Source organism: Agarivorans gilvus (genome assembly GCF_001420915.1).
Taxonomy (GTDB): Bacteria; Pseudomonadota; Gammaproteobacteria; order Enterobacterales; family Celerinatantimonadaceae; genus Agarivorans; species Agarivorans gilvus.
In genome coordinates, this window is sequence record NZ_CP013021.1 from 668873 (window position 1) to 693726 (window position 24854).

A 24854-nucleotide genomic window follows, 5' to 3' on the forward strand; every position below is an offset into this window, starting at 1 on the left:
TCTTAACGATGCTGTTTATACAAGCTCAGAACAAATTCTTCATAACTTTGTTGATGCTCATTTAAAATAGTGTCCATCAGCCAATTCCAAGAGAACTCTGAGGCTTGGCTCCTATCGACAGTTTTTTCTTGTTCGAGCATCTGAAGATATATTTTTTCGATATTTGCGATAGCTTGTTTAGGTGGAGAGCGGCGTACCGAGTAGTAGCCGGTAATTTTGCCGTTAACAACATCGGGCGTAACATTAGCAAAAACCCAATAGTAGTCCTTATCATAGGTATAGTTCTTGATGAAACCAAAAAACTCTCTGCCCGACTTTAGAGTGCTCCACAGTCCATAAAACACGCCTCTGGGCATTGATGGGTGACGAATAATGTTGTGATTTTGTCCCAACAGATCAAGTTCAGAGTAATTAGCTACACGCATAAAAGTTCGATTGGCATAGGTTAACTTTCCCTGCAAATCTGTCTTACTAATGATCAACTCGCTTGTTTTAAACGTTATTTCCTTTTCAGCGCCAACTGACATCACTTCCCTAGCCCCAATTTGATGATATCGACTATATAAATATATGTGTTAATCAATAACCCGCAACAGTTGTAAACACTTTGTTACAAAAGTTCTGAGTTAATCACGCCATGTTCAATCGCTTAAGCGATGAGAAAGCCAAGCTATAGACTGGGTGTAAGGCTGTACTGCGCAGTTCAAACCCAGCTGCGGCTAGAAACGGTCTTGCCGCAAATTACAAAGACCGAGAGCTTGGTAACAAGTGCTTGAAAGTTAGGGACTAAGTTAGATTTAATGAATGAAGCTAAAGCTTTGATTCAAGAGTGAAAGGGAATGAACAAAGAAGTGCAAGAAAGAAGTGTAAGTATGGAGGCGGGTCCCGGAGTCGAACCGAGGTCCACGGATTTGCAATCCGCTGCATAGCCACTCTGCCAACCCGCCATACTTATTTTAACTTGGAGCGGCACACCGGGTTCGAACCGGTGACCTCAACCTTGGCAAGGTTGCGCTCTACCAACTGAGCTAGTGCCGCTTAAATCTTTATCACTATTTAGTGTGTATTCGCTTTACCCGAAGGTTGCGCTACTCTTTATATCCACACTGAGCTAGTGCCGCTTAAATCTTTATCACTATTTAGTGTGCGTCCGCTTCACCCAAAGGTTGCGCTACTCTTTATATCCACACTGAGCTAGTGTCGCTTAAATCCTTATCTCACACTAAGTAGTGTTAACTTGAGCGTTGGTGCCCGGGGCCGGACTTGAACCGGCACGTCCTTTCAGACGAGGGATTTTAAATCCCTTGTGTCTACCAATTTCACCACCCGGGCGACACTCAATGTTTCCTTTGGGCGACAGCCCCCTGAAAACGAGTGGTACTTTAACGTATTACAGAAATGAGTCAATTGATTTTTTAGCGCTTTTGATTCAAGTGCTTAAAAAGCGATCTAGAGATGAAAATATGTCTAATAAATCAACTATAACTACGGCTAGACGTGAATAAGCAGAAATAATTAATTAGCAGAAACAGCAATAAGCTTGGTGTAAAGAATTGAATAATGAGAGTACTTACAGAAGAGTTGGTGCCCGGGGCCGGACTTGAACCGGCACGTCCTTTCAGACGAGGGATTTTAAATCCCTTGTGTCTACCAATTTCACCACCCGGGCGACACGTTTTTAACTAAGTATGGAGGCGGGTCCCGGAGTCGAACCGAGGTCCACGGATTTGCAATCCGCTGCATAGCCACTCTGCCAACCCGCCATACTTATTTTTAACTTGGAGCGGCACACCGGGTTCGAACCGGTGACCTCAACCTTGGCAAGGTTGCGCTCTACCAACTGAGCTAGTGCCGCTTAAATTTATATCACTATTTAGTGTGCGTCCGCTTTACCCAAAGGTTGCGCTACTCTTTATATCCACACTGAGCTAGTGCCGCTTAAATTTATATCACTATTTAGTGTGTGTTCGCTTTACCCGAAGGTTGCGCTACTCTTTATACCCACACTGAGCTAGTGCTGCTCAATTATTTACATTGACAGCGAACCGACGCTGCTGAATGTGCTGAGCATTTTAGCGAGCTAAATGCCTACGTCAACTGTCTTTTACCAAGTTTATTACCGTTCGCCTGATTTTTAGCCGAAAGCCTCTATTTATTTATCATTTTTAATTAATTCTGGCCACGCCAAGATTAAATAACTCACCATCGACCACAAAGTTAATGCCGCTGCTACGTAAAACATGACAAAACTAAAATCGGTTAAAACACTAGAGACTTGCGCGGTTAAACCGATAATGGCGATCATCTGCGCAGCCGTCTTATATTTACCTAACCAAGACACCGCCACGCTAGAGCGCTTACCCAGTTCTGCCATCCATTCCCGAAGCGCCGAAATGATAATTTCTCGAGAGATCATAATCACTGCAGGGATGGTTATCCAAAAAGACTGATAATGCTCGACTAACACCACTAAGGCTGCCACCACCATCGCTTTATCCGCTACCGGGTCTAAGAAAGCCCCAAAAGGTGTAGTTTGCTTAAGTCGACGCGCCAGATAACCATCGAGATAATCAGTAGCCGCAGCCAAAGCAAAAATAAATGCGGCGCTTGGCATACCCCAGTCAACAGGCAAGTAAAAAGCAATCAAGAAAAACGGTATTAATACAATTCTGAACGCGGTTAGTATATTGGGAATATTTGTCATTATTTTTCTTTTATAAAGCAATTGTCGCTATGTTGCCTAATCTTAACTAGTGATGCAACGAATCAAAAATTTTTTGCGCTAATGAGGGGCTAATTCCAGGGACTTTTTTTATTTCATCAACGCTAGCGCTCTTAAGTTGCTGCATTCCCCCAGGTGAGTCAACAGCGCCTGACGCCTCTTGGCCCCTACTCCGTCTATATCTTCCAGTACGCTGGTTTTTCGCGCCTTATCCCGACGATTTCGATGCCCTGTAATAGCAAAGCGATGGCTTTCGTCTCGAATGTGCTGAATTAAATGTAAAGCAGCTGAATCAGATGGTAAATGCAGCTCTCGCATTTCTTTACCAATAAGTAGTGTTTCTAAGCCGGGTTTACGAGTGACCCCTTTCGCAACCCCCACTAACAGCGGCATGGGACTTAATTCCAGAGGTTCTATACTAGCAAAAGCGGCGCTTAGCTGACCTTTACCACCATCGATAAACAGCACATCGGGGATCTTTTCGGCGAGTTGTACTTTTTGATAACGGCGAGTTAAGGCTTGTGCCATGGCCGCGTAGTCATCGCCCCCTGTAATACCGTCGATATTAAAGCGCCGATATTCACTTTTATTAGGACCACTGCGATCAAAGACAACACAAGAAGCGACTGTTCGCTCCCCCTGAGTATGACTGATATCGAAGCATTCCATACGTTTTATCGGCCGCTCGGGCTTAAGTAAGGCCTCTAGTTCAGACACCCTATGGTGAATTGTCGCTTCTTGGTTCAGTTTGCTCAATAAAGCATTCTCAGCGTTGGTATTAGCCAGTGCAACAAAACGACTTTTCTCTCCCCGCTTTGGAATATGCAGCTTCACTTTGCTGGCCAACTCGCTTTCAATAGCGGCTTCTATCGCTTCCCAATCGGCTGTTACGTCGGGAAGCAATACCTCACTAGGTTGATTACCTTTTCGTTGCTCAGATAAATAATACTGCATCACGAAGCTGCGCAATATTTCCGCCGCATCAACTTGCTTAGGCACCTTGGGAAAATAAGAACGGCTACCCAACACTTGACCGTCTCGAATCAACAACAAATGAATCACCGCAATACCATTACGAAAAGCGAATCCCAGTACATCGCTGTGCGCGGTATTGCCGCTAACAAACTGCTGTTCTTGAACTTTACGCAAGGCTTGGATCTGGTCGCGAAATCCTGCAGCGGCTTCAAAGTTTAAAGCCTCACTGGCCGCAGACATTTTTTCAACCAACTGATTGATCACCTGCTGACTTTTGCCTTTTAAAAACAAAGTCGCTAATTCGACTTGTTGCGCGTATTCCTCATCACTCACCAAGTTGACACAAGGACCGGAGCAGCGCTTCAATTGGTATTGTAAACAGGGGCGCTGGCGGTTGGCATATTCGCTATCACTACATTGGCGAATAGGAAACAACTTTTGCATTAAATGCAGGCTTTCACGTACCGCATTACCATTCGGGTAAGGACCGAAATAGTCACCTTTATTGCGCTTAGCCCCACGATGCATGGAAATACGCGGATGCTTATGCTTGCTAATTAAAATATAAGGGTAAGATTTGTCATCCCTTAACAGTACGTTATATTTAGGCAGGTATTTCTTGATCAAATTATGTTCAAGAATTAATGCTTCAGTTTCGCTATGTGTAACGGTCACTTCAACATTGGCAATATTAGCCACTAAAGCGCGGGTTTTAGTACTATCGACATTCTTGCGGAAATAGCTACTAAGCCGTTTCTTTAGAGATTTAGCTTTACCTACATAAATCACTTCTTTAGCGGCGTTATACATCATATAAACACCGCTAGCTTCAGTGACTTGGCTTAGAAAGGCCTTACTATCGAATGGGGCGTGCTGCTGCAAAATTACAACTTGTCGCTATCGATCATTCCGTGGCGTATGGCTAAGTGAGTTAGTTCTACGTCACCGCTAATACCTAGCTTACTGAAAAGGCGGTAGCGATATGAATTGACCGTTTTCGGGCTAAGATTTAATTGCTCGGAAATATCCGTCACCTTCTCGCCTTTGGTAATCATCAACATGATCTGTAATTCACGCTCAGAAAGGCTTTGGAAAGGATTATCCTCAGCAGGACTAAACTGACTCAGAGCCATCTGTTGGGCGATTTCCGGAGACAAATAGCGCTGCCCTACGTTTACGGCACGGATGGCCTGTAGCATTTCATCTGGGCCAGCACTCTTGGTCAAATAACCGCATGCTCCTGCCTGCATGACTTTAGTTGGAAATGGATTCTCACTGTGAATGGTTAAAACAATAATTTTTGCATCTGGATCATAACGCAAGATTTTGCGGGTGGCTTCCAAACCGCCAATGCCCGGCATGTTCATATCCATTAGGATAACGTTGGCTTGATTATTTCTACACCACTGAACGGCTTTTTCCCCGCTTTCAGCTTCGCCAACAACTTTAAATCCTCGAACGTCTTCTAAAATGCGACGGATCCCTGTACGCACTAGCTCATGATCGTCAACCAGAAATACGTTTATCAAGCGTTTTCTCCGCTGTTATTAAAACATCAATCTGCGAATAAGGCAGCTAGCAAGACCATATAGATCTACGCTGCCAACGTTATATCCCATCAAGGTAATAATTTAAAGGCTTAAGCGGTATAAGTTTAGATTTGCGCGAAAGATTCTTGATCGATCGACCAAGAAACTAGCAATTCGCTAGAAAATAAAGGAGATGAGAAACAAAAAACGCCAACCATTTTGGTTAGCGTTTTTTGTATTATATGGCGGAGGAGGAGAGATTTGAACTCTCGAGGCGCTATTAACGCCTGCCGGTTTTCAAGACCGGTGCATTCGACCACTCTGCCACCCCTCCGCAGCAACGGGGCGCATATTACCTAGCATTTTCTAGCTTGTAAACTGTCTTTTTGGTGGTTTTTGAAAAATAACGCTTAATTGCCTAAAAGCCAGTCAATTTGCTATAAAAAAACCGGCTTTAGCCGGTTTTTTTAATCTCAGTTGTACTTACTTAGGTAAGTAACTTTTGCCCATTAAGAAGGTGTCTACCGCTTGCGCAGCACCACGGCCTTCGTTAATCGCCCAAACAATCAAGCTTTGGCCACGACGAGCATCACCAGCCGCAAATACGCCTTTAACGTTGGTCGCGTATTCATCGTATTCAGCTTTAGCATTAGAGCGAGCGTCTTTCTCTACACCAAGCTCATCAATAATACCTGCTTCTGGTCCCATGAAGCCCATCGCCAATAGCACTAAGTCAGCTTTAATCACTTCTTCGCTGCCTTTTATTGGCTGAGGCACCATTTGCCCATTCGGGTTTTTCGCCCATTCAATCTTAGTGGTATGAACCTCTGTCACATTACCTTGTTCATCGCCCACCATTTTTTGGGTCATAACCAAATAACGGCGTGGGTCTTCACCTTGAATCGCAATGGCTTCATCTTGACCATAATCGCGTTTAAGGGTGCGTTTAAACTCCGGCCAAGGGTTATCCTGCGCACGCTCCATTGGTGGTTGCGGCATGATTTCCAATTGCATCACATGCTTACAGCCATGACGTAAAGCCGTGCCCACACAGTCCGTACCGGTATCACCACCACCAATAACCACTACGTGCTTATCTTTAGCGCTAATGTAACGGCCATCTTCCAAGTTGCTATCTAACAAGCTCTTAGTATTTTTACCCAAGAACTCCATCGCAAAATGAACACCGTTTAACTCACGACCTTCAACTGGTAAATCACGCGGAACCGTAGCCCCTGTGGCCAACAATAATGCGTCAAAGTCTTCATGCAAACGGTTAACCGAGATATCTTTACCTACTTCAACTGAAGTTTTAAAGATAATGCCTTCTTCACGCATGATCTCAATACGACGTTCTACAATTTCTTTTTGTAGTTTCATATTGGGAATACCGTACATTAACAGGCCGCCGATACGATCGGCGCGCTCAAATACAGTCACCGTATGACCTGCAGAGTTTAACTGAGCCGCTGCTGCTAGACCGGCTGGGCCAGAACCAATAATAGCCACGGTTTTACCGGTGCGCAGTTTAGGTGGGTTAGGTTTAACCCAACCTTCTTTAAACGCACGCTCGATAATATTAACTTCTTGGCTCTTAATCGTCACCGGTGGAGCATTAATACCCAATACACATGAGTCTTCACAAGGTGCTGGACAAACGCGTCCAGTGAACTCTGGGAAGTTGTTAGTTTTGTGCAAGCGCTCAATCGCATCTTTCCAGCGACCACGGTATACCAAGTCGTTCCATTCAGGGATTAAGTTATTCACAGGGCACCCTGCTACGCGAGGCGCGTAGGCAGAGTCACCTGAATGACAAAACGGAATACCACAATCCATACAACGAGAAGCTTGATCTTTAACCGCTTGCTCGCTCATTGGCGTTTTAACTTCTAACCAGTCGATTAAACGCTCTGCAGGGTCGCGGTCTGTTGATAGCTTCCTGTCTATTTCCAAAAATCCTGTTGGATTTGCCATGTCTCTCTCCTAAACCGCTTCAGCTTTTTGTTTGGCTTGTTCTGCTTGGGCTTTTTTCGCTTGGGCTACTTTATCTAGGTGCATATCAAATGCGGCTACGGCTACATCGTAATCCGTTTCATATTCACCGGTAGCTTTAGCTTCTTTCATGTAATTTTGCATACGCTCGTAGTCTGTGGGCATAACACGAACAAACATTTCTAGCGCTTTGTCCCAATCTTCAAGTAGCTCTTGAGCCACATCTGAGCCTGTGTGCTCTAGGTGCTTTTCAATTAAGGCTTTAAGCTCAGCGGCTTCAGCAGCATCTTCAATAGTACCTAACTTGACCATTTCCATGTTACAGCGTGACGCAAATTGCTGGTTACGGTCTAATACATAAGCGACACCGCCAGACATACCCGCTGCGAAGTTACGACCAGTTTCACCAAGAATAATCGCTTTACCACCGGTCATGTATTCACAGCCGTGGTCACCCACACCTTCGACAATGGCGGTAACACCTGAGTTACGCACACAGAAACGCTCACCAGCGATGCCTCGAATGTAAGCTTCACCAGAAGTACCACCAAAGAAGGCTACGTTACCAACAATAATGTTGTTTCGTGCTTCAAATGGCGCACTATGGTCAGGGTAAACAACTAGCTTAGCGCCTGATAAACCTTTACCGAAGTAGTCGTTAGCATCACCTTCAAGCTCGAACTTAATGCCCTTGGCGGCGAAAGTCCCGAAACTTTGTCCAGCACTACCATTGAATTTCACTTTAATAGTGTCTTCAGGTAAGCCCTCAGCGCCATAACGCTTAGAAATTTCATTCGACAACATAGTACCGACACTACGGTTGGTATTGATAATCTCTGAAGTCAATGACACTGGCTCGGCATTTTCTAGCGCTTTTGCTGCATCTTTAATTAATTGACGGTCAACGATGTCGTGAATTAAGTGTTTCTGCTCTTGGCTACAGTAAAGAGTGTCATTGCCGCTTTCTTCTGCTTTGTACAGAATTGGCGATAAATCAACACCTTGGTATTTCCAATGGTCGATATCATCACGTGGTGTTAGGCATTGGCTTTGACCTACCATCTCGTTGATGGTACGGAAGCCCAATTCGGCCATAATTTCACGTAAACCTTCTACCATCATCTTGAAGAAGTTAACTACGTGATCGACTTGACCAGCATAACGCTCGCGTAAGCGACGGTCTTGGGTTGCAATACCAACAGGACAAGTGTTCAAGTGACACTTACGCATCATGGTACAACCTTCTACCACTAGTGCAGCTGTTGCTACCCCCCACTCCTCGGCACCCAACAAGGTGGCCACAGCTAAGTCTCGTGGAGTTTTCAACTGACCATCTGCTTGCACGGTAATACGACTACGCAATTTGTTTTGGATCAGTGTTTGGTGAGTTTCAGCCAAACCAAGTTCCCACGGCAAGCCCGCATGTTTAATTGAGCTTAACGGTGACGCACCGGTACCACCATCGTAGCCAGCAATCAGCACCACGTCGGCATAACCTTTACAAACACCAGAGGCGATGGTACCTACACCCGCTTCAGACACTAACTTCACGTTGATGCGCGCATCACGGTTAGCGTTTTTCAAATCGTAGATCAGCTGAGCCAAATCTTCGATTGAGTAGATATCGTGGTGAGGTGGAGGTGAAATCAAACCTACACCCGGTGTAGAACCACGGGTTTTACCAATCCAAGCATCCACTTTATCGCCAGGTAGCTGACCGCCTTCACCAGGCTTCGCCCCTTGGGCCATTTTGATCTGGAGTTCTTCAGCATTAGCTAAGTAGTGGCTGGTAACACCGAATCGACCAGAAGCAACCTGTTTGATCTTGGAGATCATCGAGTCGCCATTTTCCATAGGCTTGAAGCGAATTGGGTCTTCACCGCCCTCACCTGAGTTACTCTTACCGCCAATACGGTTCATAGCGATAGCAAGCGTAGTATGCGCTTCCCACGAAATAGAACCAAAGCTCATGGCGCCAGTAGCAAAACGTTTAAGGATGTTCTCGGCCGATTCCACTTCTTCTAGCGGCACGCTTTGACGGTCTGATTTAAACTTCAATAAACCACGTAAGGTGTACGCCTCTTTTGCTTGGTTATCTACACTAGCGGCATATTCTTTAAAGACTTTGTAGTCGTTAGTTGATGACGCATTTTGTAGCAAACGAATAGTCGTTGGATTAAACAAGTGACGCTCACCATCTTTACGCCAAGCGTACTCACCACCAGTTTTAAGAATTAAATCATTAAACGGATTATCGTCGGCTGGGAAACCTTCGCGATGACGGTTCAGCGCTTCTTTAGCGATGCCGTTTAGACCAATACCTTCAATTCGGCTTACTGTGCCGGTGAAGTATTTTTGTACCACGTCAGAGTTAATACCTAGGGCTTCAAAGATTTGTGCACCTTGGTAAGACTGAAGTGTTGAAATCCCCATCTTAGAGAAAATCTTAAGCAGACCGCTATTAACCGCTTTAGTGTAGCGCTCAATAACCGCATCATTACTTAGGCTGCTTTCAATAATGGCTTGATCGCGCATGTCTAGCAGAGTTTCAATAGCCAAGTATGGGTTAACCGCAGCCGCGCCATAACCGAGAACGGTGGCAAAGTGATGGGTTTCACGAATGTCACCTGACTCAACAATGATGTCAGCGTGAGCGCGGATGCCCTCGCGAATCAAGTAATGGTGAACAGCAGCGGTTGCCAATACTGATGGTACAGCAGCGTGGTCGCTATCTACTTTACGGTCACTCAAAATAAGAATAGAGAAACCATCATCTACAGCATCTTTAGCATGGCGACAGATGCGCTCAATGGCGCGCTCTAGCTCATTTTCCTCACCAGAAGCGTGGAACGTAGTATGAATGGTCGCCGCTTGGAAGTGGTTGTGGTCTATGCTACGAAGTTTAGCTAACTGTTCGTTAGTTAAAACAGGCTGCTTAATTTCCACTTTGCGACAATGCAGTGGCGTTTCTTCCAAAAGGTTGAGATCTGCGCCCACATAAGTGCGCAAAGACATCACCATTTCTTCACGAATAGGGTCGATTGGCGGGTTAGTTACCTGCGCAAACAATTGCTTGAAGTAATGCGATAGATGCGGGTTTTTGTCCGACAAAATCGCCAATGGCGTATCGGTACCCATTGCGCCTAGAGGCTCTTTAGCAGTGCCTACCATCGGCTTCAATACCGCATTGATATCTTCTTGGCTGTAGCCAAAAGCTTTTTGACGTTTTTCTAAACTGTGTTGGGTTGCAAAACGATCGTAGCCCGCAGGTAACGGCAGATCATCAAGCACAATTTTATTCTCTTCTACCCACTTGCCATAAGGCTGTGCAGAACAAACAGAATGTTTTACTTCATCATCGGCCACGATGCGGCCTTGTTCTAAGTCGGCAATGAAAATCTTACCTGGTTGTAGGCGACCTTTTTGTACCACTTTAGATTGGTCTACTACCAATGCACCCGTTTCCGAGCCCATTACCACCAAGCCATCATCAGTCACCAAGTAGCGGGATGGACGTAGACCGTTACGGTCGAGGGTTGCGCCGATAACTTTACCGTCAGTAAATGAAATAGAAGCAGGACCGTCCCACGGTTCCATGATGCAAGAGTAGTATTCATAGAAGGCGCGTTTCACCGGATCCATGTCATCTTGGGTTTGCCATGCTTCTGGCACCACCATCATCATTACTTGCTCTAAAGGACGACCACTTAACACCAACAACTCAACACACATATCTAAGTTGGCGGAGTCAGAACGAGTGATGTCACACACTGGATTAATCATGTCCAGTTCTTCTTTACTGAAGTTAACGCTCGCTAATAGTGATTCACGCGCACGCATCCAGTTAACATTACCTTTTACGGTGTTAATTTCACCATTGTGGGCAATGTAACGGAAAGGCTGAGCCAAACGCCACGCGGGGAAGGTATTAGTTGAGAAGCGCGAGTGGAACATCGCAATCGCAGAAACCACACGCGGATCTTGTAGATCGAGATAATACTTACGCACTTGTGCGGTAGTTAACTGACCTTTATATACGATAGTACGCGACGACATCGACGCCATGTAAAAGTCTTCATCAACCCCACTCACGGTGGCATCGGCTATGTGCAAAGTGTATTTACGTAGCACGAATAACTTACGTTCAAATACTTGCTGCTCAAGCTCGGCTGGACGCGCGATGAACACTTGCTCAATCTGCGGCTCATTATCGATAGAAGCTTGACCCAGGCTGGAGTTATCTTTAGGTACAATACGGTAACCTAATAGCGTTAAACCCAGCTTTTTAATATTTCGGTTCAATATTTCGCGGCACTCGCGACGAATAGCTTCATTGGCAGGGAAATACACCATTCCCACACCATACTCTCCAGGCTTAGGTAAACTAAAACCTAATTTTGTTACTTCTTCGTTAAAAAACTCATGAGGAAGCTGAATGAGAATACCAGCGCCGTCTCCACTATCGACGTCACAACCAGTACCACCACGATGCTCCATGCAAGTTAGCATGGTCAATGCGTTTTCGATCACATCATGACTTTTACGCCCTTTTAAATGGGCAACGAATCCGATACCACAGCTATCGTGCTCGAATTCTGGCCTATAAAGGCTCTTATTGTGTTGAGTTATGTTTGTCATCCAGTAATTCCTATTTACTGCTATATTAATGTTATTCAGACCGACAGGACCTTAGACATCAATAGTATTTTCATTTAAAGAGGAGCCCCACCATCTAGAGATGATGTGTGAACAATCATCAAATTCAGATAATTATCCTTCAAACCTCCAAAACTACAGCATTCAATAACGCAGGAGCTAGTCCATTCGTCACGAAAGTAAAAGAAATGCTACCACAGATATAATGGTAATTTCAGACTTGACTTGAAATTAAACACGATTTTTTTTACATAAGACCCTAAGAGCCTAAAAAAACGAGTTTTTTCTAATTATTTATGCAGAAAAATCCACTAAAAATTTTTCAAAACTGCTATTACGTATAAAAAAGTAATAAAATAACGTAATTTGTAAATCAAAATAGCATTTATTGTTAATGAAAAGCCTTTCCCGTAGTGACATCTATTGAATAGCTAAAAGCTTAAAACACCTAACTACTTTTCATTTGCCGCTTAGTTACCTGTTCACCCTTAAAATAACGAGATGAGACAAGCATTAAAAAGCCAGCAATCAAGCTGGCTTTTGTTACTGGCAAAAATGAGCAGTTTTAAGCGACGTCAAACTCACGTTGTAACGGCGGCATAACTTGCTTCTTACGACTTACCACACCCGGTAAGTCAATAACTGACCCTTCGATGCTTCCACCTAGGGTTTTAGCCACTAACTCCGCTTCGTCACTACAAATAAGGCCGGTTGAATTTAAGGTAGTGATATCGGTCAGCAGTACCAAAGCAGTGTGGTAGTTATTGGCCTGTTTTAAAGCTTGTAGCGCTTGTTCCAATTCATCTAAACGCGCTAACACAGGTTTAACCGAAGTTAACTCTAATTGAGCGATAGCAAATTGTTTACCATTAATTTCATACACTTTTTGGTCGCGAAGTACTAGCTCGTCTGCTGGCACTGCATCAACGTTAGATTTAGCAGCAAACTGCTCATCTGCAAAAGCATCAATATCGGCTACGCCTGCAATTTCAGCTAAAGCTTCGGCGGTTTCGCGGTCTACTGGAGTAAAAGTAGGTGAGTTAAATTTAACAGTATCACTTAAGATCGCGCCCAACATCAATGTGGCAGCTTCTTTACTAGGCGTGATATTAGCGGCTTTATACATGCTGTAAACAATAGTACAGCTACACCCTACTGGACGGATCCAGCACTCAAGTGGTTCGGCAGTGGTAATGTCGCCCAATTTATGGTGGTCTACGATACCACGAATGTTGGCCTTTTTGGCGTCTTTAGGCGCTTGTCCCCAGTCAGAGTAGTCAATCAACCAAACATCTTCGCCAGCAATTTCAGTGCGAATCTCTGGTGCACTGAAGCCGATTTTATCCAACAAAAACTGCGCTTCAGGGTTAGGTTCGCCTTGAGCCACCGCTGTTGCCGGAGTACCTTGCTTGGTTAACAACTCTGCTAATGATATTGCGCCAGCAATACTATCGCAGTCTGGATTAGTGTGTCCTAAAACTAACATCTGTTATCCGTCTCACTTAATCGTTAATGATAATGGGGGCTTGCCCCTGTATGGCTCCGATCATAGGGCTATGTTAAAGCGAGTGCAACACTACCTTTTGCTTAGCCATAAATTAATCGGCTATTTAACAGCTGAAAGGACTGCTCAAGGTTAATCATCACTTGTGGCCCACGAACGCTAAGATGATGAATTTATGACAATGACTCACAAGTTAATTTGATTTAATTTAGCCCAAAACTAGTTATACTAGAATTTCGTTAACTAAAAACGAACGAACTAACTCAGTCATAACGGAGTGATAACATGAATCAACCTAGCACGATAAACTATAGCGCTGCATCGAAGCTGGAAACCAATAAGGTACTGCGTAATACCTACGCCCTATTATCGATGACCTTGTTTACCAGTGCGATTGCCGCTTTCTTTGCCGTAATCAGCGGTATTGGTCAAATGGCATCTATTGGCATGATGGTTGCCGCGATGGTCATCGTATTCTTCGTCCTCCCTAAAGCGATTAACTCTTCAATGGGTATCGTTTGGACCTTTGTATTCACCAGCCTAATGGGCGGCTCATTGGGTCCGCTATTAAGCCACTATCTGCAATTCCCACAAGGCGGTGCCATTGTCATGCAAGCCTTGGGCATGACAGGCTTAGTATTTTTTGGCCTATCAGGCTATGTGCTAACCACTAAGAAAGACTTTTCTTTCATGGGTGGCTTCTTGTTTGCTGGCCTCATCGTTCTTATTGCTGCCAGTGTCTTAAACTTGTTCTTCCAAGCGCCGATGGCTCACTTAATGATTAGCTGTGTTTCAGTATTAATTTTCTCTGGTTATATTCTCTACGATACCAGCGACATTATTAATGGTCGTGAAACCAACTACATCAGCGCTACCATTCGCCTTTACCTTGATGTGTTTAATATTTTTGTATCTCTGCTACACATTCTTGGCTTTTTAAACGATGATTAGGCCACAGTGGTAATTAGTAAAAATACGCCCTGTTTTTAGCAGGGCGTTTTCATTTATGGCATTAATACAACATCTTGATTATACAAAGTTAAATTGGACTACAGCAGTTAAAGCCGCGGGCTTAGCTGTGGTCATTCTTTGCTTAGGTTTAATTACCGACCTCAACATTGCTTTAACCGCCACACTAGGAGTAGTAGCGGCGGGATTAGCCGATAGTCCCGACTTCTATCAACATCGCCGCCAAAGTATTGTACTGATGGCGGGCAGCTTTTCCTTAGCTACCCTATCTGTGACCTTGCTGTTTCCTTGGCCATGGCTGTTTGCCATTGGTTTATTTAGCTCTACTTACCTGTTTATGAGAATGCCAGTATTAGGGCAAAAATACGGGTCGATTTCTTTATGCTCACTGATTATCGCCATTTATACCATGCTCGGTTACAGTACCTACGACAACCCATGGGTACAGCCCTTTTGGCTTGTTATAGGCGCCCTAAGCTACGCCCTGTTATCAGTAGCAGTATATGAAATACATCCTACCGGCTGGCTAGATAAGCAACTAGACCAAGTATTTCGACAAATCAGCCTATATCAACTAACCAAGACTCGCTTATTCCAACGCGAGGCCAATATTACCGACATTCAAGTCAAGCTCACCGCCCAAAGCGCCGACATTGCCGAACAGCTTGGCGTGATACGCCATGCCTTGTATGTGCATCAACAACGCAATAAGCAACAAGTCGGCTCAAGCCAAATGGATCGATTTTTTAAAGCGCAGTTGCTCCATGAACGTTTAAGCTCATCGCATATCGACTACCAACGACTACATCGAGTACTACCACGCGCAATATTGGCCGACACCCGCGCTGTGCTAGTAAAGATAGCTCGAGTAATGGGCGCTAAAAATGTAGACCCTAGCCTTGAGCAAGAGTTAATTGCCGCAGTGGACAATATAGAACAAGCCCGCTCCAGCATGAAAGACATGCCGCCTCGTTTTGCTTATATGCTAAAAAACCTTAAAAAGGTGATCGCCTTGTGTTTTCACGAGCAGCGATTCCCGGAACCAGAGCAGCGTTTCTCACCATTTAAGCGTATTTCTTTAAAGCAGTACCTCTCTCAAGCACTCGACTTTTCTCTTAGCGTTAATCGTCACGCCTTAAGAATGGCGACCTTAATGCTGGCCGCTTATGGTTTAATTCAACTTTCCGGTGACGAACATGCTTACTGGTTAATGTTGAGCTGTTTACTGGTGGTTAAACCCAACTACCACGATACCAAGAAGCGAGTTGATAAACGCGTTTACGGCACCATAGTGGGTGTTGCCTTGGCTGCTGCAGTGAGTTACTTTCAGCTGCCTAACCTATTGCAAGTGATAATGATCCCAGGCTTAGTGTTAGTGTTTTTTTTGTTTTTCCATTTCAACTACGCGATATCGGTTGCCTTTATTACGGTGTTTGTTTCGATATCCTTAGATCTTCAAGGCTTCCCTGCTCATGAAGCGCTGTTAGTGCGAACCATCGTCACTTTACTGGGTGCCTTAATGGCCATGTTAGCCATGCGCTACTTATGGCCAGACTGGCAACACAAGCAGAGCCGCAACATTATTAGTCAGCTGTTTGACAACATCGCCAACTATCAAACAGCCATTTTTGAACAGTATTTCAATGGCCAGGTTGAGGAAACAACGGCTTTTCGTTTGAGCCGCTACCATGCCTATCAAAGTGAGGCCGAATTAGTTCGCCACTGGCAACATATGTTAGCCGAACCCAGCGACAAACAACGCCTCTCTCCCGACTTATATCAATTAGTAGGCTTAAGCCATCACTTACTGTCACATTTATCGGCCTTGTCCACTCATCGAACTCAGTTAGAGTCTAAACAAGCCGAGCAAAGCTTGGCCAGCCTCGGTCAACTCATTCAGGACGAATTGCAAGTGATGCATGACTACCTATTACTGAAGAATAACCAACGGCCACAGTTAAGCCGTGACTTTGACGGTTATAGCCGAAGCATCAACCAGTTACTTCCACAACTGGTGGGTAGCGAACTGCTGATTGCTTACCAACTACAATTAATTGGTAAAGACTTAAAGAACATTCGCCAACTGCTATTAAATGGCAAATGGTAATAAAGCGAAAACCCGTTTTAAGGTAATACAACAAACATGATTGAATTTAACGGCCAACACTATGCCACCGATAAAAATGGCTACCTATTAGAACTTGATAGCTGGTCTGAAGCCCTAGCCGAACATATTGCTCAGCAAGAGCAGCTAGAGATGAGCGAAGCCCATTGGGAAGTCGTGCGCTTTGTTCGCGCATTTTATCTGGAGTTTAATACCTCCCCTGCTATGCGCGCACTGGTTAAAGCCATGGCTAAAAAATTTGGGCCCGAAAAAGGCAATAGCCGCTACTTATATAAACTATTTCCTGAAGGCCCCGCTAAGCAGGCCACCAAAATAGCCGGTTTACCCAAGCCGGTAAAATGTATCTAGTACATAATAAAAAAGCGCCTTAATGGCGCTTTTTTTAGCTCTGTAGGTTAAGCAGAAATCGTTTCTGCGCCGCCCATGTATGGCTGTAATACTTCTGGAATAGTAATGCTGCCATCGGCATTTTGATAGTTTTCCAAAATCGCAACCAACGTGCGGCCTACCGCTAAGCCAGAACCATTTAATGAATGCAGTAACTCTGGCTTTTTCGCTCCGTTGGGGCGAAAACGCGCTTGCATACGACGTGTTTGGAAGTCTTCACAGTTTGATACTGAAGAAATTTCACGGTAAGTATTTTGCGCAGGTACCCACACTTCCAAATCATAAGTCTTAGTAGCACCAAAGCCCATATCACCTGTACACAGCGTGACCACGCGGTAAGGAAGTTTCAATTTTTGCAAAATATTTTCTGCATGTTGGCGCATTTCTTCTAAAGCCTCGTATGACTTTTCGGGATGAACCAGTTGCACCATTTCTACTTTGTCGAATTGGTGTTGACGAATCAACCCACGCGTATCACGCCCGTAAGAACCCGCTTCGCTACGAAAACAAGGCGTATGCGCAGTCATTCGAATTGGTAGCTCTGTTTCATCGACAATAGTGTCACGTAACATGTTAGTTAGAGGCACCTCGGCGGTAGGGATCAAGCTCATGCCGATACCCTCTTCAGTTGCCGGCTGAGTATGGAATAAATCTTTACCAAACTTAGGCAGTTGCCCCGTACCATATAAAGAGTCAGCGTTAACCAAATACGGCACATACATTTCTTGATAACCATGCTCTTCGGTATGGGTATCCAACATGAGTTGGGCAATGGCACGGTGCAGCTTAGCAATTTTGCCTTTCATAACAATGAAACGAGAGCCACTGATTTTTACCGCATTGGCGAAATCTAAGCCCGCCAACTCACTGCCCACATCAACGTGATCTTTTACTTCGAAATCAAACTCAGGAATTTGTCCCCAAGTATGCAGTTCCACGTTTTCAGCTTCGTCTTTGCCCACAGGAGCACTAGGATGAGGCAGATTAGGCACCGTAAGTGCGTAGGCTTTTATTTCTTCTAGCACATCATTTAATTCGTTTTTAGCCGCATCAAGTTTTTCGCCGAGCTGGCCCACTTCAGCTAGCAGTGGTGCGATGTCTTCACCACGCCCCTTTGCTTGACCAATTGACTTGGAACGGGAATTGCGCTCATTTTGTAGTTCTTGGGTACGAACTTGTAGATCCTTTCGACGACTTTCTAGTTCGTTCAAGCGAGCCACATCAAGTTCAAATCCACGAGTCTTTAAGCGCTCAGCGGTGCTGTCGATTTCGCCGCGCAATAAATTAGCGTCTAACATTCAATAACCTATTTCCAATTCAATTTGATAATCTGCGAACTTGCCTAATATGTCAGAAGAGCAACTGATTAGGCAGTCAACATGCTTACTTTGCAAAGCGCTCATTATAAAGCAACTCTAAGCAGACACAATCGGCCTTTCGGCAACTTGGTGAATATTCACCGATATTTGTCTGAGCGGCTACTATTTTGCTTGTTGATCAAGCTGCTTCAAGTAGCGTAGCTTTTCCGCTATTTGCTTTTCTAAACCGCGCTCGTGCGGATGATAAAATTGCTGCCCTTGTAATACATCCGGCAGATATTGCTGCCCAGCCGAGTAGGCATTTGGTTCATCGTGAGAGTAACGATAATCTGCGCCGTAACCTAATTCGGCCATCAACTGGGTTGGTGCATTGCGCAAATGCACCGGCACCTCGGCGTCACCATACTGTTTAGCCGCATCACGCGCCGCTTTAAATGCGCTATATACGGCATTACTCTTCGGAGCGCAGGCTAAGTACACTACCGCTTGAGCAATCGCCCGTTCGCCCTCTGCCGCGCCGACGCGGGTAAAACAATCCCAAGCGCTTACCGCAATCTGCATGGCTCGAGGGTCAGCGTTGCCCACGTCTTCCGAAGCTATCGCCAAACAGCGCCGCGCTACTGAAAGCGGATCGCCACTGGCTTCTAAGATGCGACTATACCAATACAAAGCGCCATCGGGGGAAGAGCCGCGTATTGATTTATGTAAGGCTGACAACAAGTCATAAAACTGATCGCCACCTTTATCTATATGGCTATAACGTTCCCCAGCAGCTTGCGCTAATAAATCAAAATTTAGCAGCTTGCCTGAAGGGCCTTGTTCTGCCAACTCACACATCATCTCGAGTAAGTTAAGAGACCGGCGGGCATCACCGCTGACTAACTTAGCCAAAGCTTCCAATACTCCTGCCTCTAAATGAATAGCTTGTTGGCTGAGTATGGCGTCCTCACTAAGCGCACGTTGCAACAATTGCAGTATGTCCTGCTGATTCAAAGCCTTCAGTACATAGACTTTGGCTCGCGAAAGTAAGGCGTTATTTAATTCAAACGATGGGTTTTCGGTGGTCGCCCCAATAAAGATCACCGTGCCATTTTCAACATAGGGAAGAAAGGCATCTTGCTGACTTTTATTAAAACGGTGTACTTCGTCGACAAACAAGATGGTTCTGCGGCTGACTTGCTGATTTTGCTGAGCCCGCTCAATAGCGGCCCGCACGTCTTTAATCCCGCCGGTAACGGCAGAAATCTTTTCCACCTCAGCATCTGCGTAATAGGCAGCCAGCTCAGCGATAGTTGTTTTACCAGTACCCGGTGGCCCCCATAAAATCATCGAATGCAATTGCCCCGAAGCGACCGCCTTATACAAGGGTTGGTCTTCGGCCAATATATGCTGTTGCCCCACATAGTGGGCCAGTGTTTGCGGCCGCATTCGGGCCGCCAAAGGACGAAAGTCTGCTGAAAAGTCTAACTCAAAACTCATTAGCGTTGGTCATCAATCATGGTGTTCGCAGGGATCTCAAAATGGAATAGCCTAGGTTCGAACTGAGGGTTGGCCTTAAAACCTTCCAGTTTGAATTCGCTGCGCTGACCGGTACTTTCTATGATGTCGAAACGGGCAATCGAATTGTCAGAGTTCAGTTTCACCCAAAACGCAGCCTGCATGGGGTCAAGTTTAGAGCTCACCAAATAACCTTGCTCTCGTTTTTCTACTTGATAATTTTGCCAGCTCTCGCTGCGGTTATCCGCCAGCAAGATAAACGGGGATTGGTTTATTGCTTCACTGGCATCCATAATGGTCACCTGCTCTACAAAGGGGCTGTAGTACCAAATGGTTGAGCCATCAGACACTATCATATCTTGCTCAGGAGCCACCTGCTGCCAGTTTAACTTAGCGGGACGAGCCAAGCTTAACTTGCCTTCAGCTTGATGGATCTCTACACCATCGGCGTCGATGACGGTCTGTTCAAACTGAGCCTGAAAGCCCTGTAGCTGGGATAAATGCTGTTGTAACTCAAGAGCCGCTTGCTCGCTGGCTAGGGCTTGAGTCGCCAATAACAGAGAAAAACTGATACTTAATAATGTCTTCATCTTTACTCTTAATCTATTTTAACAGGAGGAGGCGCGATCACTTCGCGATTACCATTATGACCAGGCGCACTAACAATGCCTTGCGCTTCCATTTGTTCCACAATACGCGCTGCTCGGTTATAACCAATTTTAAACTTACGTTGAACGCCCGACACTGAGCCGCGGCGGGTTTCGGTAACATGCATAACGGCCTGATCAAACAAGGCATCAAGCTCTTCGTCTGACTCGGCGACTTCCCCTGGTAGCATAGCATCGGGGCCTGCTTCACCATTGAGGATCTCATCGATGTAATTAGGTTCGCCGCGCTCTTTCCAAGCTGATACCACGGCATGGACTTCATGATCGTCAACAAAGGCTCCGTGCACCCGCGTTGGCACGCCTGTACCAGCAGGTAGGTACAACATATCGCCCATACCCAACAACGTTTCAGCACCCTGTTGATCTAAAATAGTACGTGAATCGATGCGGCTAGACACTTGAAACGCCATTCGCGTAGGAATATTGGCTTTAATCAAGCCAGTAATAACATCGACCGATGGGCGCTGGGTAGCCAGAATCAAATGAATTCCCGCCGCCCTCGCCTTTTGCGCGATACGGGCAATCAACTCTTCAACCTTTTTACCCACAATCATCATCATGTCGGCAAATTCGTCAATCACCACCACGATATGCGGCAGTTTTTCTAACACCGGAGCGGTCTCTGCCATGCTGTCTTCTGGCTTCCATAAAGGGTCGACAATCGGATTGCCTGATTTCGCCGCATCCAAGACTTTCTGATTAAAGCCTTTTAAGTTTCTCACCCCTAGAGCCGACATCAGCTTATAACGTCGCTCCATCTCACCAACACACCAACGCAAGGCATTGGCGGCTTCTTTCATGTCGGTCACCACTTCAGATAATAAATGCGGTATACCCTCATATACTGACAACTCCAGCATTTTAGGGTCGATCATGATTAAACGAACATCTTCAGGCGTGGACTTATACAGCAAACTGACAATCATCACGTTCACCCCCACCGATTTACCCGAACCGGTGGTCCCCGCTACTAACAAGTGAGGCATTTTAGCCAAGTCTGCCACCACTGGTTGGCCGGCAATGTCCTTGCCTAATACCATGGCAAGGGGGGATTTCGACTGATGAAAGGCGCTGCTATCAATTACTTCACTTAAATAAACAATCTCTCTGAAGCGGTTTGGCAACTCTAAACCGATTACCGACTTACCTGGAATCACTTCCACCACTCGTACACTTATCGCGGATAAAGCGCGTGCTAAGTCCTTAGATAAGTTAGTAATTTTGCTAACCTTCACACCCGGTGCTAAATCAAGTTCAAAGCGAGTAATCACCGGCCCGGGATGCACCGCAACAACCGAGGCTTGAATATTAAAATCTAGTAGCTTAGCTTCAACCAAACGTGATACTTGCTCTAGCTCTTCGGGCGAGATCGGGTTTTGTTTTTTATCAGGCCTATCCAATAAATTCATATCCGGCAAACGACTTAAGCTTGGTTGCGCGGTTTTTGTCACTGGCGTCGGCTTTTGTTGAGTGGGAGCGGGAGCAAGCGGCGCATCACCAAAATCAATACCAGGCATCGGCTCTGGCGGCGTTTCATCAATAACCACACTGGGCGGGTCTATAGCCTCATCAGGATAGGCAAATTCAAGCTCTTGCTTGGCATCAGATAAGGCCGCCTCAAAATCATCATCTTGTTGATTAAATGAAAAGCTCGGCTCAATTGGCCCATTAGGCATTGCATCTTGTTGCATATCCGCCTCATTCAATGACGGCTCCGGCGGTTCGTCGATGTGGGCCGCTTCTTGTATCTTGGCTGGCTCATCCATGCTTGGCGCGGACTGGTCAAAGTCACGCATTAGTACATCCTGATGCTGTTCCTGTTGTTTAGCACGTTTCATCTGCTGCGGTAAACGGCTAATGCGTTGGGAAAGTGAAGTAAGAAACGCGCCAATAAGTTCAACCACATAAACCCATGACTGACCGGTAAACAAGGTAATACCACCGGCAAAAACGGCTAATAAAATTATGCTGGTACCCAGCAAACCAAACACTGGAATCATTAGCTGAGTGAAAATATCTCCCACTAAGCCTCCTGAAGAAAAAAAGTAGAAATCATCAATATGAATGCTCGCCATGGTCGTTAGGCTGGCGAAGGTGAAAACGAAGCCGATTAGGCGTAGGCCTAAAGTAAAAAAACTAATTTGGGCAATTGGGCAAGGTCGCCAAAATAACGCCCATGCTAACAAGGCGCAAATAAAAGGTACGCTGTAGGCCATAAAGCCAAAACTAAATAGCAATAGATCAGCAAACCAAGCGCCAGAGCTGCCGGCCGCATTAGCGATACTCTGCTGAGTGCCAATTTGAGACCAGCTAGGGTCGCTGGGATTAAACGTGAGTAAGGCCACCATTAGGTATACACCTAAGGCCCCCAAAGCAATAGCACTCGCTTCTGCAATTCGTGCAAAGCCAGACAATTTGTTGTCTGTGGTATCTGTCACAAGCGTTCCCTTGAACTAAAAATATCCAATAAATATTCCATTGGCTAAAAACAAAACAAGCGGCCTTAGCCGCTTGTTTAACTTTACCAAAAACCGCTTGGAGGGGGAAACGTCTCCTTTAGTTTTTGATAACTAGCCTATTACTCTGTTTAACTTCTTCCATCACCACATAAGTACGGGTGTCGTTTACCCCTGGTAAACGTAATAGGGTTTCGCCTAACAATTTACGGTAAGCCGACATATCAGCTACACGGGTTTTCAATAAATAATCGAAGTCGCCGGAAACCAAGTGACACTCTTGAATTTCTTCCAGCTGTTGTACAGCGTGGTTAAATTGTTCGAAGACATCAGGCGCACCGCGATTCAAGGTGATTTCAACAAAAACCAACAGTGAGGCGTCCAAGTACTGAGGGTTTAAAATGGCAGTGTAACCAGTGATGTAACCTTGGCGCTCTAGGCGTCTAACTCGTTCTAGGCAAGGCGTTGGACTTAAGCCCACGCGTTTTGACAGTTCCACATTTGATATGCGGCCATCTTTTTGCAACTCATTTAATATGTTGCGATCAATACGATCCAGTTCCTTCATTGGTCGACCTTTTGCTTCCATTAGTGGTGATACAGTTATAGTCCCTAAGTACACCAAGTTGTGTTGACTAATTATGCATAATCCATCGAAGAAATTTGCATAACTAATGTGGCGCTCCCTTCCCACATAAATAAGTCATTCCAAGCGAGATGCAGAGCTAAAACCCAAGCGCATAGTGTTTTATAAACTTTTGTTTTATCCCTAGGCATTATTTATTCCACAAAATTCACGCACTATCAAGTAAAAAACCGAATTAATGGCTAGATAAATACGCATATCCATATAAAGTTTTATTATTTGTTGCAAAGCGTAAAGCCTATTATGCTGTTTAAGATGAGATAGGTGGCTTCATATCAACAACGAAATTTTAACAAACTAACGCTTGATATCAATTTATATACCCTCATATAACAAACAAAGACTATTAAGGAATTGCATCAACCATGAGTAACGCCAAGCACCATAAGCTAATCATCTTAGGCTCAGGCCCCGCGGGCTACACCGCCGCTGTATATGCAGCTCGAGCCAACCTAAACCCTTTGCTCATTACGGGTATCCAGCAAGGTGGACAGCTAACCACTACCACTGAAGTGGAAAACTGGCCTGGTGATGCCGAAGGCTTAACCGGCCCTGGACTTATGGAACGTATGCAAGCCCATGCTGAAAAGTTTGAAACCGAAATCGTGTTCGACCATATAAATGAAGTCGATTTCCAGCAAAAGCCTTATAAGCTAAAAGGTGACAGCGCAGAGTACACTTGTGATGCCTTAATCATCGCAACCGGTGCCTCAGCCAAGTACTTAGGTCTGCCCTCTGAAGATGCCTTTAAAGGTAAGGGTGTATCGGCCTGTGCCACTTGTGATGGCTTCTTCTATCGCAATCAAAAAGTAGCGGTTGTCGGTGGCGGTAATACCGCGGTTGAAGAAGCTTTATACTTATCTAATATCGCTTCTGAAGTGCACCTTATTCATCGCCGTGAAGAATTTCGTAGTGAAAAAATTCTAACTAAGCGTCTAATGGATAAAGTAGCCAACGGCAACATCGTACTACACCTCAATCAAACCCTAGACGAAGTGCTCGGTGACGAGATGGGAGTTACCGCGGTTAGAACCAAAAATGTTGTCGACGGCACCAGCCAAGATATTGAAGTAATGGGCACATTTATCGCTATCGGCCATCAACCTAATACCGGTATTTTTGAAGGGCAACTGGCCATGAAAGATGGCTATCTAAGCATTCAATCTGGCACCGAAGGTAATGCTACCCAGACTAGCATACCTGGTATTTTTGCCGCAGGCGATGTGGCTGACCACATCTATCGCCAAGCCATTACCTCTGCTGGTGCAGGTTGTATGGCGGCCTTAGATGCTGAGCGCTATCTCGATAGCCTAAACGATTAAGTCCTTATTATTAAGCCGGTTAAATAACCGGCTTTTTATTGTTTCACCCTAAACAATTGTTGATATAATTAATAAATATAAAATGTA

Annotated in this window: 15 protein-coding genes, 7 tRNA genes and 1 pseudogene; 4 read left to right on the plus strand and 19 right to left on the minus strand. The window is 45.2% G+C overall.

All coding sequences use genetic code 11. From position 1 onward, the window contains the following. Window positions 1-2 precede the first annotated feature (2 nt). The 14 genes and pseudogenes from AR383_RS03175 to AR383_RS03240 form a co-directional block, all read right to left on the minus strand. On the minus strand, window positions 3-527 hold the full coding sequence (locus AR383_RS03175) for a PAS domain-containing protein (protein ID WP_055731819.1): 525 nt from the start codon (window positions 525-527) through the stop codon (window positions 3-5). A 346-nt stretch (window positions 528-873) separates the two neighbouring features. Continuing rightward, window positions 874-947, minus strand: a tRNA-Cys gene (locus tag AR383_RS03180). A 15-nt stretch (window positions 948-962) separates the two neighbouring features. Continuing rightward, window positions 963-1038 (minus strand) — tRNA-Gly (locus AR383_RS03185). 207 nt (window positions 1039-1245) lie between these two features. Continuing rightward, window positions 1246-1332, minus strand: a tRNA-Leu gene (locus AR383_RS03190). Between the two features lie 250 nt (window positions 1333-1582). Continuing rightward, window positions 1583-1669 (minus strand) — tRNA-Leu (locus AR383_RS03195). A gap of 20 nt (window positions 1670-1689) precedes the next feature. Continuing rightward, window positions 1690-1763 (minus strand) — tRNA-Cys (locus tag AR383_RS03200). A gap of 16 nt (window positions 1764-1779) precedes the next feature. After that, a tRNA-Gly gene (locus AR383_RS03205) sits at window positions 1780-1855 on the minus strand. 297 nt (window positions 1856-2152) lie between these two features. Beyond that, entirely contained in the window at window positions 2153-2704 is a 552-nt protein-coding gene (gene pgsA, locus AR383_RS03210) for a CDP-diacylglycerol--glycerol-3-phosphate 3-phosphatidyltransferase (RefSeq protein WP_055731820.1), read from the minus strand. A gap of 46 nt (window positions 2705-2750) precedes the next feature. Then, window positions 2751-4510 (minus strand): annotated as a pseudogene (uvrC, locus tag AR383_RS03215) (excinuclease ABC subunit UvrC). Between the two features lie 71 nt (window positions 4511-4581). Beyond that, a complete protein-coding gene (uvrY, locus tag AR383_RS03220; protein ID WP_055731821.1) occupies window positions 4582-5226 on the minus strand; it encodes a UvrY/SirA/GacA family response regulator transcription factor in 645 nt (214 codons plus the stop codon). A 243-nt stretch (window positions 5227-5469) separates the two neighbouring features. Then, a tRNA-Ser gene (locus AR383_RS03225) sits at window positions 5470-5560 on the minus strand. 149 nt (window positions 5561-5709) lie between these two features. Continuing rightward, a complete protein-coding gene (locus tag AR383_RS03230; RefSeq protein ID WP_055731822.1) occupies window positions 5710-7200 on the minus strand; it encodes a glutamate synthase subunit beta in 1491 nt (496 codons plus the stop codon). 9 nt (window positions 7201-7209) lie between these two features. Next, entirely contained in the window at window positions 7210-11856 is a 4647-nt protein-coding gene (gltB, locus tag AR383_RS03235; RefSeq protein WP_055731823.1) for a glutamate synthase large subunit, read from the minus strand. Window positions 11857-12439: 583 nt separating this feature from the next. Beyond that, window positions 12440-13360 (minus strand): manganese-dependent inorganic pyrophosphatase, encoded by a 921-nt coding sequence (locus AR383_RS03240; protein WP_055731824.1) that lies wholly within the window; start codon window positions 13358-13360, stop codon window positions 12440-12442. Between the two features lie 303 nt (window positions 13361-13663). Between AR383_RS03240 and AR383_RS03245 the strand changes: the two genes are divergently transcribed. From AR383_RS03245 to AR383_RS03255, 3 genes are read left to right on the plus strand one after another with little or no spacing between them, the layout of a single operon-like run. Then, window positions 13664-14329, plus strand: coding sequence for a Bax inhibitor-1/YccA family protein (locus AR383_RS03245; protein ID WP_055731825.1), 666 nt, complete (start codon window positions 13664-13666; stop codon window positions 14327-14329). A 55-nt stretch (window positions 14330-14384) separates the two neighbouring features. Then, window positions 14385-16454, plus strand: a complete 2070-nt coding sequence (locus AR383_RS03250) for an FUSC family membrane protein (RefSeq protein WP_055731826.1) — start codon at window positions 14385-14387, stop codon at window positions 16452-16454. A 36-nt stretch (window positions 16455-16490) separates the two neighbouring features. Beyond that, on the plus strand, window positions 16491-16820 hold the full coding sequence (locus AR383_RS03255) for a TusE/DsrC/DsvC family sulfur relay protein (RefSeq protein WP_055731827.1): 330 nt from the start codon (window positions 16491-16493) through the stop codon (window positions 16818-16820). Between the two features lie 47 nt (window positions 16821-16867). Here AR383_RS03255 and serS read toward each other — a convergent pair whose 3' ends face one another. From serS to lrp, 5 genes are all read right to left on the minus strand, one after another. After that, window positions 16868-18157, minus strand: a complete 1290-nt coding sequence (serS, locus tag AR383_RS03260) for a serine--tRNA ligase (protein WP_055731828.1) — start codon at window positions 18155-18157, stop codon at window positions 16868-16870. A 183-nt stretch (window positions 18158-18340) separates the two neighbouring features. After that, a complete protein-coding gene (locus tag AR383_RS03265) occupies window positions 18341-19657 on the minus strand; it encodes a replication-associated recombination protein A (protein WP_055731829.1) in 1317 nt (438 codons plus the stop codon). Then, window positions 19657-20265 carry an outer membrane lipoprotein periplasmic chaperone LolA gene (lolA, locus tag AR383_RS03270; protein ID WP_055731830.1) on the minus strand — a complete coding sequence of 203 codons (609 nt, stop codon included), beginning with the start codon at window positions 20263-20265 and terminating at the stop codon, window positions 19657-19659. Before lolA ends, AR383_RS03265 begins: the two co-directional genes overlap by 1 nt. An 8-nt stretch (window positions 20266-20273) precedes the next feature. Further along, window positions 20274-22781: a DNA translocase FtsK gene (locus tag AR383_RS03275; protein WP_055731831.1), complete on the minus strand. Its 2508-nt coding sequence runs from the start codon at window positions 22779-22781 to the stop codon at window positions 20274-20276. A 118-nt stretch (window positions 22782-22899) separates the two neighbouring features. Next, the gene (lrp, locus tag AR383_RS03280) at window positions 22900-23388 is read right to left on the minus strand and encodes a leucine-responsive transcriptional regulator Lrp (protein ID WP_040306996.1); all 489 of its coding nucleotides are present in this window, start codon (window positions 23386-23388) and stop codon (window positions 22900-22902) included. 422 nt (window positions 23389-23810) lie between these two features. On the opposite strand from lrp, the gene trxB reads away from it, so the two are divergent. Continuing rightward, the gene (gene trxB, locus AR383_RS03285) at window positions 23811-24767 is read left to right on the plus strand and encodes a thioredoxin-disulfide reductase (protein ID WP_055731832.1); all 957 of its coding nucleotides are present in this window, start codon (window positions 23811-23813) and stop codon (window positions 24765-24767) included. Window positions 24768-24854: the final 87 nt, after the last annotated feature.